The following is a 12,615-nucleotide window of genomic DNA, read 5'->3' as shown; positions in this document are numbered from 1 at the left end:
ATCACTTCATCGCATTAACGCCGCTTTCATTTATTTCTTTTTCTTGGGGCCAATGATCATGATCATTTGGCGCCCTTCCATCTTCGGCCACTGCTCTACCTGTCCGAATGGCTCCAGATCAGATTTCAAGCGTTCCAGCATGCGCACACCGATATCCTGATGGGCCATCTCACGACCGCGAAAACGCAGGGTGATTTTGGTTTTATCGCCATCTTCCAGAAACTTAGTCAGATTGCGCAGTTTGATGCCGTAATCGCCATCATCGGTTCCCGGACGGAATTTGACTTCCTTAACCAGAATAACCTTTTGCTTCAACTTGGCTTCGTGCGCTTTCTTCTGTTCCTGGTATTTAAATTTACCATAGTCCATCAGACGCGCTACCGGAGGCTGTGCAGTCGGCGCAATTTCCACCAGATCTACGTTAGCTTCCTCAGCCAAACGAAAGGCTTCCGCCAAAGAGACGATACCGAGCGGTTCGTTTTCGACGCCGCTTAGACGCAATTCAGGTGCTGTTACTTCACCATTTATGCGATGTGACTTGTCCGTAGCTATTGCAGTTTCCTTTAAAAATCAAATAGATAAGCCGTGCTACCACGCTATGGGTTCTTGATTCAGGCTTTGGTGTCGACCTCGATTTTGAGGCGCTCTACCAATGCGTCAACTGACATGACACCTAAATCGACATTACCCCGCGCACGCACGGCCACTGTATTTGCATCACGCTCCTTATCACCTACAACTAGGATATAGGGCGGTTTTTGCAAAGAATGCTGGCGTATTTTATAGGTAATCTTCTCATTACGCAAATCTGACTCGACTCTAAACCCTTGTTTCTTGAGCATTTGTGCAACAGATTGGACGTATTCAGACTGCGCATCCGATATATTTAAAATCACTACCTGAACCGGTGCCAGCCAGAGCGGCATCGCGCCGGCATGATTTTCAATCAAAATACCGATGAAACGCTCGAGCGAACCGACTATTGCCCGGTGCAACATCACTGGCACTTTGCGGTTGTTGTCCTCTGTCACGTACTCCGCACCCAAACGACCCGGCATCGAAAAATCGACCTGCATCGTGCCACATTGCCATGAGCGACCAATCGAATCCTTCAGATGGTATTCAATCTTAGGACCATAAAACGCGCCCTCACCCGGCAACTCTTCCCATGCAGTGCCAGACGCACGCAATGCATCGCGCAACGCGTTTTCGGCAGTATCCCATACGTCGTCCTCGCCTACCCGCTTGTCCGGGCGCAAGGCCAGCTTCACGGCGACTTCGGTAAAGCCGAAACGGTCATAGACTTCACGGACGACTTTATCAAAGGCGGCGACTTCGCTCTGCACCTGTTCTTCGGTACAGAAGATATGACCATCGTCTTGGGTAAAACCGCGCACGCGCATCATGCCGTGCAACGCGCCCGACGGTTCGTTGCGATGGCATTGTCCAAACTCACCAAACCGCAACGGCAAGTCGCGGTAACTATGCAACGACGAGTTATATATCTCCACATGGCCGGGACAATTCATCGGCTTTAGCGCATAGCTGCGATTTTCAGACTCGGTGGTGAACATGTTGTCGCGGTAGTTTTCCCAATGTCCGGTTCTCTCCCAAAGCGAACGATCCAGAATCTGCGGGGCCTTAACTTCTTGATAGCCATTATCCTGATAAACACGCCGCATGAACTGCTCAACCTGTTGCCAGATAGTCCAGCCTTTTGGATGCCAGAATATCAAACCCGGCGCTTCTTCCTGCATATGAAATAAATCCAGCGCGCGGCCGAGTTTGCGATGATCGCGCTTTTCTGCCTCTTCCAGCATATGCAAGTAGGCTTCCTGATCTTCTTTTTTGGCCCAGGCAGTGCCATACACCCGTTGCAGCATTTCGTTTTTGGCGTCACCGCGCCAGTAAGCGCCCGCTAACTTCATGAGCTTGAACACTTTTAGCTTGCCGGTAGACGGGACGTGCGGGCCGCGGCACAGGTCGGTGAAATTGCCTTCTGTGTAAAGTGAGACCTCTTGATCCGCTGGAATTGACGCAATCAGCTCTGCCTTGTAAGCCTCGCCGATTGACTTGAAGTACGCGACCGCTTCGTCCCGCGGCATTACTGCGCGGGTCACTGGCTCGTCTTTTTTGGCTAGCTCGGCCATTTTTTTCTCGATGACGATCAAATCCTCGGGTGTAAATGGGCGCTTGTAGGCGAAGTCGTAATAAAAACCGTTTTCAATCGCCGGTCCGATAGTCACCTGCGCATCGGGGAAGAGTTCTTTGACCGCGTAAGCCAGTAAATGGGCAGTTGAGTGGCGAATCACGTCCAGGCCTTCAGCATCTTTATCTGTAATAATTGCCAGCGCGACATCGCGCTCAATCAGATAGGAGGTGTCGACCACGACGCCATCGACTTTGCCAGCCAGCGCGGCTTTTGCCAGTCCGGCTCCAATACTTGCCGCCACCTGGGCGACTGTCAGCGGCGCGTCATATTGACGCTGGGAACCATCGGGAAGTGTAACTGCTACCATTTTTATGTGCTCCAAATCAATCATCGCTTGTATAGAAATACAGCGATGTCGCATTAAATTAAATAATTTGACGAAGATGGGTAAAACCGGTCAAAAATGTGGGCGAAAAAAAACGCGGACCAGCCGCGCTTTTTCGATAGTGAAAAAGACCTCGACTAGAGTCGCGCACAAATTGTGGTGGTAGTTCGCGGTGTCATAACCAGAATGCCTTTCTCGCTCTTATATAGGATGTTGATTAACGCTAGTTTGATGTACAGCCAATTCCGCTCATTTGGAAATGACAACACCAAGACTGTACCAAGTCAGCACGCGCAACAATTATCCTTCGAATGATACCAGAAAATACAACCTGTCAGGCAGCAACAATATCGGATCGGGATATTTCCTGTGAAAAATTTTTAACAAGTCGCTTTGTAGCGTATCCCCATCGTGAAAGCCCGCCGTCGCAACTACCCTGACGCTCGCCGCTTGCTTCGTTATGGATCGCTTGATCGTAAAACTATGGCAACGGTTTGCTTGACGGTAATTTCCCATCCACTACGTTATCGTCCGTACGATTCCACCAGCCGCCGCCCAAGGCCTGAAACAACGCAGCAGTATCGGCAAAACGCGCGGCCTGCGCCTGCGCCAGATTAATCACCGCCAGTTGATAAGTGAGCTGCGCGGTCAATAGCGTTTGGGGGCTACTCGCCCCTAACTGCACCGATTTACGAGAAATCTCCAGACTTTTTGACGCTGCGCGTTCTGCCGCAAGCTGGGCTTTGAGGGTCTGTGCATCGTATTGCAGCGCCCGCAAACTATCCGCCACATTTTGGAATGCCAGAATAACGGTGCTGCGATATTGCGCGGATGCCTGCTCCATTACCGCTTCCGCTGCGCGCTTTTTATGCAATAACGCCCCACCAGCAAAAAGCGGCTGCGTTACACTTCCGGCAAGCGCCCAGAATCCGGTTCCACCCGCAAATAGATTGCCGAGCTGAGTCGCCGAACTGCCAATGTTGGCAGTCAAGGTAATTTGCGGGAGCATATTGGCTGTTGCTACGCCTACAGCTGCGGAAGCCGCGTGCAACTGCTCTTCCGCTGTCCGCACATCAGGTCGTTGCCGCACCAGATTAGAAGGCAAGCTGACCGGTAATTGCTGCGGCAACTGCAATTGCGACAGAACAAATTTTTCTTCCAGTTCCTGACTCGGAAGGCGCCCGGTAAGCGCCGTCAGTCGGTTGCGCTGTATCGACAACGCGTTTTGTAGTGGTGGCAATGTCGCCTGTGTCTGCGCCATCGCTGCGGCTTGGGCGGCCACGTCAGCTTGAGAGATATCTCCCAGTGCGTACTGTCGTTGCAGCAAGCCTCGCAAAGTAGTCTGACTGCGAATAGCCTCCTCTGTCGCGCTAATTTGGACCCGTAGCGATGCCTCTTGCACGGCCGCTGCAACCACATTCGCGGTCAGAGTCAAATAGGCCGCTTCCAATTGAAAGCGCTGCTGCCTGGCTTGTGCAATCAGATTTTCTGCCTGACGTCTATTACCACCGAACACATCCGCACTATACGAGACGTTGACTTGGGTGGTATACAAATTAAATACCGGGGTCTCGGACTGAATCGGCGTCGTCGGCACCTTCTGACGGGCGGGCGAAAAACTGGAATCTACGGCAGGAAAATAACTGCCACGCTGCACGGCGACTTGCTCCTCGGCCGCACGCAGCGCAGCCTGCGCCGATTGCAGATCTGGACTGGCCTTGATCGCCTGTGCAATGACCGCGTTCAATTGTGCCGATTGAAACAGGGTCCACCATTGCGCTGGTATATCCATGCCCGCCACAAATTGTTGTTCCGTACCGCCGGTTGTGTCAGCGGAAACGGTGTCTGAACGCAGCGGTTCCCTGGTATAACCTTGCACCGCTGGCGGGTCGGGCTGTTTAAAGTCCGGGCCTACCGTGCACCCTGTCAGGGCCAGAGCGACTGCCAATATCGAGGAAGAAGCAATGGACTGTAAAGTGATTTTCTTCATAATTAACCTATTCAATCTTTTTCGGTCTGATGGTCCGAATTCTTGCGTTGCAAATCGAGATCAACGACCAACGATCAACGCCCGTCAGGGATCAGACTCACTCCTTTGCGACGTTCGATCCAACGCTCCAAAGAGAAATAAAGTGTCGGCAATATAAATAGCGTCAACAAGGTCGCGACGATTAAGCCACCGACCACCACTGTCGCCAGTCCTCGTTGCACATCCGTACCGACACCGGTCGCCAGCGCCGCCGGTAACATGCCGACCGATGCGACGGTGGCCGTCATCAAAACGGGGCGGAATCGCTCTAACGCACCGGTTAATACGGCGTCCGTTAATGCCAACCCCTGCTGCCGGACACGGTTAATGTTGGATACCATAATGATGCCGTTCTGTACTGCCACCCCAAACAACGCGATAAAGCCAACGCCAGTGGCAACGTTGATGGTATTGCCTGTGACCCGCAACGCGATCAATCCACCTAGCGCGGCTAACGGCACCACCCCGAGGATTAATATTGCCTGTCGCAATTTGCCGAATCCGGCATATAAAATGATTGCCATCAAACCCAGAACCAAAGCCAGAACAACCACCAGGCGTGCCTGCGCGCGCTCCTGATTTTCAAACTGCCCGGCCCACTCCAGGCGATATTTCGAGTGATCGAAACGAACATCCTGTGCCACCCTGGCTTGCGCTTCCTTAAAGTAAGAAAGCAGATCGCGATCTGCATAATCCAGCCGCACAGTTAATTGCCGATGGGTACTCTCATGCGTGATGGTGCTCTCGCCGGTACCGGCGTGAATATGCGCTAATTGCGACAAAGGTATCCGGGCACCGTTAGGGGCAGTCAAGACCAAATTACCTAAAGCCTCGGGGCCGCTGCGATTGCCCTTAGGGAAGCGCACCGTCACGTTATGGACCCGATCAGCCACGTACATTTGCGTGACCGGGGCGCCACCGATACCGGTCTGAATCAGATTGGAAATATCGGCGATGTTGATGCCTAAACGTGCTACAGCCTCGCGGTCAATGTCAATTACCATCTGTGGAACAGGTGGCTCCTGAAAAATCGACACATCCGCACTACCTCTGACGCCATGTAAGACATCGACAACCTGATTACCGATTCTACGTAACTCCTTAAAATCCTCGCCGTAAATTCGGATCACAAGCGGACTATGCGCGCCACCCACGGCATCGTTCACGTTATCGCTAATCGGCTGACTAATCCCGATTAAAAAGCCCGGCAATTGCGTCAACCGTGCGTTTAGACGACGCACGAATTCGGCTTTATTTTCTCCGTCGGGCCAGGTGCTATATGGTTTTAATCCTACCGGCACTTCCATGTGCGACGGCGTCCAGGCATCTGTGCCGTCATCACTGCGGCCCAATTGCGTAACGACGTAAGAAATTTCAGGAAAAGAAAGCAGGGTACGCCGCAATTCCGCCGCCATCTCGCTGCCTTTTTCCAACGACAGACCGGATGGCAATTGAACCTGCAACCATAAAGTGCCCTCGTCCATTTGTGGCATAAATTCGCGCCCGGTGGCTGCACCCAATACGATCACGCCCACCAATGCTAGCGCGCCAATTCCGAACGCAATTGATGGCTGCTCTAACAGTCGCCCTAGCGTTTGGCGATAGCCTGCACTTAACCACTCCAGCGGTTTATTGTGAAATATTTTGCGAGGCTTGCGTAACGCCATGTAAGCCAGTCCAGGCACTAATACGATGCTGCAAATCAGTGCGCCTATCAACGCGTAACTGACGGTAAAAGCCATCGGCGACAACAACTTGCCCTCGGCCCGCTCAAATGCAAATAATGGCAGATAGGCGCTAATGATAATTAACGTCGCAAAGAAAATCGGCTTGATGACCTCGGTCGTGGCAGCACGCACCTCTTCTTCGTTTAACTCCTCTGTTGGTCGAGCCTCACGCCGCCGTAAAATCGCTTCCGTGACGACAATCGCCCCATCGACAATAATGCCGAAATCGATTGCGCCCAGGGAGAATAGATTCGCCGGCATTTTGGTCGCATACATCATAATAAACACTGCGACCAGCGCCAGCGGAATAGTCACCGCTGCGACCAGCGCACTGCGCGGACTGCCGAGAAATAGTATCAAGACAATGCACACCAGCCCAATGCCCTCAATGACTGTGTGACTCACTTTATGGACGGTTAACTGAATCAGTTCATCGCGGTCGATGTAGGGAACAATCCGCACGCCTTGTGGTGCCAGTTGCTTCTGCAATTGTGCGACCTTAGCGTGCACGTCCTTGATTACTTCCGATGCATTCTGGTATTTCACCAGCTTGACGATGCCCTCTATCGTGTCCGGATTATTGTCCTTACCGAGAATACCCTGACGTTCCTGATGGCTATATTGCAGCTTGCCCAGATCGCGTACCAATACTGGGACACCACTAAATTGCTTGACTACGACATTGCCAAGGTCTGACAAACTGCGCATCCTGCCTATACCACGCACCACATAGCCCTGCTCGCCGCGTGTGATGCGACTGCCACCCGCATTTGCGTTATTGCTGTTGATGGCGGTCGTTACATCTGATAGTGAGATACCAAATCGCTGCAACTGGTTTTGATCTACCTCCAGCTGATATTCCATGGTCAGCCCGCCGAAATTAGCGACATCGGCAATGCCGGGAATCTGCCGTAATTCCGGCATGACTATCCAGCGCTGAATCTCCGATAATTCCTGCAGATTCTTGCTATCCGACTCAAGCGTATAGCGATAAATTTCTCCAGAAGGCCCACTGACCGAATCAAGGGTTGGCGTAATGCCGCTGGGAAGGGTCGCCTGCGTCATCCTCTCGGTAACGCGCTGACGCTCGAAATAGTCTTCCGCACCGTCCTTGAAGGTCAGTGTAATCAGAGACAGGCCGAACGTGCTGGATGAGCGCATATGGACCAGGCCGGGCGTGCCGCTTAATTGGCGTTCCAGCGGGATGGTAATTTGCTGTTCGATTTCTTCTGCGGCCAGACCGGGCGCCTGGGTGGTGACCTGTGCCGTGACGTCGGCTAGTTCTGGGTAAGCCTCCACCGCCATGCGCGTCCACGAATAATAGCCAAACAGCGCCACCAATATCGTCACCAGAATCACTGCATAACGCTTTTGCAGACAATAGCGAACGACATTATTAATCATTAAGTAGCACTCCGCCCTGAATTACAACGCGCTCACCCGCTCTCAACCCTGTTTGAATCCGGACGCTGCCGTTTCCTTCGCGCCCGAGTTCAACTTTACGCCGGATGAACGTCCATGACGCGGTCTCGACAAAAACGGTGGTATCGTCGTTATTCATCAATAATGCCGACGTTGGCACCACCGGCGCGGCGGTTTGCGCTACGGCAAAGGTCGCAGTGGCAAACATGTTCGGCTTCAGTTTTCCGTCAACATTGGGCATGCTGATGCGTACCAGCGCCCGGCGCGTATCCGGCTGAAGAACATCACTGACAAATTGGACATTGCCGTTGAGCTGTGCGCCAGCATATGCGGGCAAACGAATGGTGACCGATTGTCCGGTCCTCACCGATGACAGCAAATTCTCCGGGACATTGGCGGTAATCCAGACGTTCTCCAGATTTGCTATCGTCATCAACACGGCGCTCGGATCGTTGAGACTTTGACCAACGCCGACCGACAGAGCAGTGACGCTACCGGAGGTCGGTGCGAGGATATTGAGTCTGCGTCCATTGCTGTCAGCGCTTATAGTACCCAATGACTTTAGGCGCGTATCAGCGCGGGTAAACTCTGCCTGCGCCTGACTATTGGCGCTTTCGGCCTGCTCAAAATCCTTGGCTGCGCCCGCTCCCGCGTCTTGCACGCCGCGTTGCCGTTCAAGGCCTTTTTTTGTCAGTTGCAACGTATCGTGTGCCTTCTGCTGATCCGAGGTCGCCTGGGCAAAATCGCCAGACGTCATCACCATCAGCAGCTGTCCTTTTTTAACGTGATCGCCCAACCCGACCTTTAGTTCCAGCAACTTTCCGGTTGCCGGTGGCACGATGTTAATGGTCTGCGCCGGATTAGCCTCTACCTGCGCCGGTAACTCGACTGTATGCGCAGTATCCATGGCTGACACCGGTTGAACTACAATGCGATCACGCAAAGGCGAATGAAACGGCACGAATATTTGCTCATCAAGTCGAACGAAATTGGGCGTGGGTGCCGCATCTATTTGGGCTGCGCGGGCGACATCTTGCGCGTTATTGCCAAGAGTAAGCCAACCGATGCTAGCGATGACTAAAACGACGGCGGCGAGTACGAACAATGGTTTCTTTGGTTGTAAAAGAATCTTTTGCATGATGGGGCTTAATTAAAAAATCGTTGTGCCGTCCAACGGGTGTGCGGTCAAAAGCAGCTTTTTACCGCCTTGATGCCATCCAAACGAAGAGCGAGAGCCGATGTGTGGAGAATCCTCCAACCCGGTTTTGGGGATTTCATTAGGGAGAATCCGACTTTTCTACATTTACTTTATTGATCGGCGGATGATCGGCACTAACGTTAGTAGTCATGCTAATTAACGACGACTTCAATACATCGGACTGTCCGGAGCGTGTATCAAGAACCACAAAAGCGATTTTTTCTGCGCTAAAAAATTGGCTTATTTGCTCCTGAATGTAGGTATTTTGGTCGCCCTTCACATTCAACGAGGTCCATGAAGCCGGTTGCAAATTAAAGCCGACAGTGTGCGCACCGACGTGCGTATCAATCATCAAATAGGTCATCGGCGCCAGAATGCCGGCCAATTTGCCATCAAAAAAAATCTCAGTTTTCTGTTTTGGCGCCATGGTGCCAGGCCGTATCAAGTAGATTCGTGCTGCACCGTCGGTGGGCGCGTCGAACTGCTTGGCGTGCGCGTCCTCGGTCTGGCTAGCTAACGGCACAGTTACGCATTCCATGTGATGTAAAAATCGGCGGCAAGGCACCATTGCCTCTTGCGCATATGCCGAAGAAAGGACTGACCCATCAGCCAGAAGCAAGACTATGCCGAGGAAAGCGCAAACGAAATGAAGATATCGATAAGTCATCTGATTAGAACAGGCTGAAGTGAGGTTGATAACGCAGAAAAAATATCTAAATGATAATATTTCATGCGATCCTTTTTGGGACAACGCTACAATACCTGCCGATCCTGTCAATCACCTGAAAGAAACCTGACAAAATCCTGACAAACGCCCAGTCTCACGGTTCGGTATTATTTTTCACAAAGGCTGCAATCTGGAGATAGTGCCCAGAATGGGGAAAGGAAAGTGCACTGAAAAAATTGTGCCAGTGCTTGTTTCAGTGGTCGGGCATGCGTTTGCGCCGATGTCGGGGTCTTCGTTGATGCCATAGTTGGTGACATTGTTATTAGCTGGCTCAACCGTAATTCTGGCGCCATGGTCTTTAGTAATGTCCCGCACGATCGCCAGGCCAAGCCCGTTGCCGGCGATATTGTCATCGATGCGATAGAAGCGGGTAAAAATCAACTCCCGCTCCGAGGCAGCTATGCCTGGCCCCGAATCTTCTACTGAAAATACACCGCCGTCCTTGCCCTGTATGGTACTGACCGTAACGGTACCTTTAACCGGCGAATAGCGGATAGCGTTGTCGATTAGATTATCGATCAGGTCACGTAACAGAAACGGCTCGCCCATCACTCTGGTGGTTTGCAGGTTGAAGCCAATATCGATAGCTTTTTTGTCTGCCTCTTCGACAAAATGCTGTATTGATTCTTCTACCAACTTGTTCAGTTCCACGACTGCCAGACGATCCTTCTCAAACTTGGTTGGCTCGGCCCGCGCCAGCGCTAACAACTGATTGGTCTGGCGTATCATCCGCTCGGTTGACAATGCCATAAGCTTGACAGAATGCGCCGTCTCCGGCTCACTGGCATGCTTGATCAATAGCCATTCCAGTTGTGTTCGGAAACCTGCCAGCGGCGTCCGCAACTGATGGGCGACATTGGCCAAAAAGTGTTGCTGCCGTTGCGCGCCGTTTTGCACCTTGTTAAGCAAGCCGTTGACGGCCTTAACCACTGGCCCAAGTTCCAGCGGCACGTTGTCCTCATCCAGCGCCGATAGATCGTCATGATTGCGCTGATTTAGATCAAGCTGCATTTTTTTTAGCGGCAACAAACCCTTGCTGACAGCAAACCAGATAGTGGCAACCAGCATGATCGCGAGGAAGGCCTCAAGTAGCGATAGCGTTAAAAAAATGACAGAACGGATATGTTTGCGTTTTCGTAGTGTTTCGGCGACGCCAATGAAAACCTGCTGTTGTCCGATCGTCGTCTGTAGTGCCACGATGCGCACCGGTTCGCCACGCATTTGACCGTCATAGGGCGCTGGCTCGTTGACCGCCTTCTGCTGCGGCAAACCAGGAAAGTCGGCATCGCCCGCCAGCAACTTGCCATCACCGCTGCGTACGACCAGATAAATCGCGTCAAAGTGATCGACCCGCAACACCTGCTCAGCTTGTTGCGACAAATTGATCTCCACCTGCCCATTCACCTCCCGCAAGCGCGGAATCATGGCCCAGCCCGCATCTGCCAGACTTTGATCAAAAGCAATCTGTGCCGGAACCCAGGCCAGCCAATAACTGACGCTCGCCCCGACAAAATTAACGATCAGCAATGGCACGATCAGCCACATCAGCAACTTGATGCGGATACTGTTCATGAATCGACTTTTTCAAGCATGTAGCCAAACCCGCGGATGGTACGGATTTCGATACCGGCGTCTGCGATTTTCAGCCGAATGCGTGAGATATACACTTCGACCGCATTTAATGTCAGCTCCGCACCCCAAGGCAAAATCGCATCGATGATTTGCTGGCGCGAGACCACGCGTGCGGCTTGTTGCAGCAAATATTCGAGCACGGCCCACTCCCGCACGGACAGTTCTATTGACTTGCCATTTATTTTGGCACGACGAGAAGAGGTATTTAACGACAAACCACCCAGATGCATTTCCAGCGGTTGCGGCGCGCTGCGGCGTAATAGTGCGCGTACTCGCGCTACCAGTTCTTGCGTCGCAAACGGTTTTACCAGATAGTCGTCCGCACCGATCTCCAGACCGTAGACCCGGTCCTGGACAGAATCACGCGCCGTCAACAGCAACACGGGAACGTGACTGCCGCGCGCCCGCAGGCGGCGCACGACTTCAAAGCCATCGATCCCCGGCAACCCGATATCCAGTACGACGACGGAAATTTCTGTGCGCTGAAGCAGCGCGTCTGCGTCTGTGCCATTTTGCACCACATCGACGACCATTCCATGACCCTTGAATATCCGCAGGATGCCATCTGCAAGTACTGAGTCGTCTTCTACCAATAGAATGTGCATAGTCTTATTGTGGTTTAGAGAGGGCGCGGCAGGCGTAACGCGATGCGCCGGCCACGATAATAAAGGCCAATTCTAATCTGTATCGGTGATTGGTAGTGCGGGGACTATAGGATGCCGCCTGTAGCCTTCTATTTACTCACGTTACAGTTATCACTTCAGCTGATCGCAGCAGAGACCATAACTGTCGCCAGTGCCATCGCTTTTGCACTAAGAGGTTTACGAAGTAGGCATCCCATTGCACTATCACCTGGCCGACGGGCCGGTGGGGGGTCTATCTAAGAGCGGACGGTAGGCGATCAAAATATTTTCCTAACGTGCGAGAGCCTTCCGGGCGTTTTCGGCGTAGCCACCGACGGGAAGAAAATGTTAATCGTGCAGGTAGTCCCGCCATCATAGCGCTGAGGCATCTGATGGTATCTTAAATCGAATGAATTGATTCGGGCCGTGGACTGAATCAATAGTAACCGCTATCGGTTCAGGATTTAGAGGAATTGCATTGATTGATCATCTCGGTACCGACCTTGTGCGCTTCTTGCTGCGCCTCGTCCTGCGTCGCAAAAACGTGCTCCACAGAAACCCGCTGATTCGGAAAAATGTTATTGCGGTGCATGGGGTTGGGTGACGGTGCAAAGACGGTGAGATATGCCGCCCAATGCTCACTATCGGGCAATAGCACTCCTGAATATTCGATTTCGTACTGGCCTAGGGTCTCTGATGGCATCTTGATCTCCTCGTTGT

General features: G+C 52.3%; 9 protein-coding genes. All 9 read right to left on the bottom strand.

What is annotated here, in order from left to right; genetic code table 11:
• Positions 1-30: 30 nt before the first annotated feature.
• Positions 31-552: a translation initiation factor IF-3 gene (gene infC / locus HAV38_RS10805; protein ID WP_108439777.1), complete on the bottom strand. Its 522-nt coding sequence runs from the start codon at positions 550-552 to the stop codon at positions 31-33.
• 59 nt (positions 553-611) lie between these two features.
• A complete protein-coding gene (gene thrS, locus HAV38_RS10800; protein WP_168055221.1) occupies positions 612-2,519 on the bottom strand; it encodes a threonine--tRNA ligase in 1,908 nt (635 codons plus the stop codon).
• Between the two features lie 499 nt (positions 2,520-3,018).
• Positions 3,019-4,527, bottom strand: a complete 1,509-nt coding sequence (locus HAV38_RS10795) for an efflux transporter outer membrane subunit (RefSeq protein ID WP_168055219.1) — start codon at positions 4,525-4,527, stop codon at positions 3,019-3,021.
• Positions 4,528-4,601: 74 nt separating this feature from the next.
• Entirely contained in the window at positions 4,602-7,697 is a 3,096-nt protein-coding gene (locus HAV38_RS10790) for an efflux RND transporter permease subunit (RefSeq protein ID WP_168055217.1), read from the bottom strand.
• Entirely contained in the window at positions 7,690-8,853 is a 1,164-nt protein-coding gene (locus tag HAV38_RS10785) for an efflux RND transporter periplasmic adaptor subunit (protein WP_168055215.1), read from the bottom strand. The genes HAV38_RS10790 and HAV38_RS10785 overlap by 8 nt, the downstream gene beginning before the upstream one ends.
• Before the next feature lie 139 nt (positions 8,854-8,992).
• The gene (locus HAV38_RS10780) at positions 8,993-9,436 is read right to left on the bottom strand and encodes a hypothetical protein (RefSeq protein ID WP_209216713.1); all 444 of its coding nucleotides are present in this window, start codon (positions 9,434-9,436) and stop codon (positions 8,993-8,995) included.
• Positions 9,437-9,754: 318 nt separating this feature from the next.
• Positions 9,755-11,212: a sensor histidine kinase gene (locus tag HAV38_RS10775; protein WP_168055211.1), complete on the bottom strand. Its 1,458-nt coding sequence runs from the start codon at positions 11,210-11,212 to the stop codon at positions 9,755-9,757.
• Positions 11,209-11,877, bottom strand: a complete 669-nt coding sequence (locus tag HAV38_RS10770) for a response regulator transcription factor (protein ID WP_168055209.1) — start codon at positions 11,875-11,877, stop codon at positions 11,209-11,211. Before HAV38_RS10770 ends, HAV38_RS10775 begins: the two co-directional genes overlap by 4 nt.
• A 475-nt stretch (positions 11,878-12,352) precedes the next feature.
• Positions 12,353-12,598, bottom strand: a complete 246-nt coding sequence (locus HAV38_RS10765) for a hypothetical protein (protein WP_168055207.1) — start codon at positions 12,596-12,598, stop codon at positions 12,353-12,355.
• Between the last annotated feature and the right edge of the window lie 17 nt (positions 12,599-12,615).

This window comes from Glaciimonas immobilis (genome assembly GCF_011947285.1).
In the GTDB taxonomy this organism is placed as follows: Bacteria; Pseudomonadota; Gammaproteobacteria; order Burkholderiales; family Burkholderiaceae_D; genus Glaciimonas; species Glaciimonas immobilis.
The sequence above is the reverse complement of the archived record's forward strand: the minus strand, read 5'-3'. Positions and strand labels throughout refer to the sequence as shown.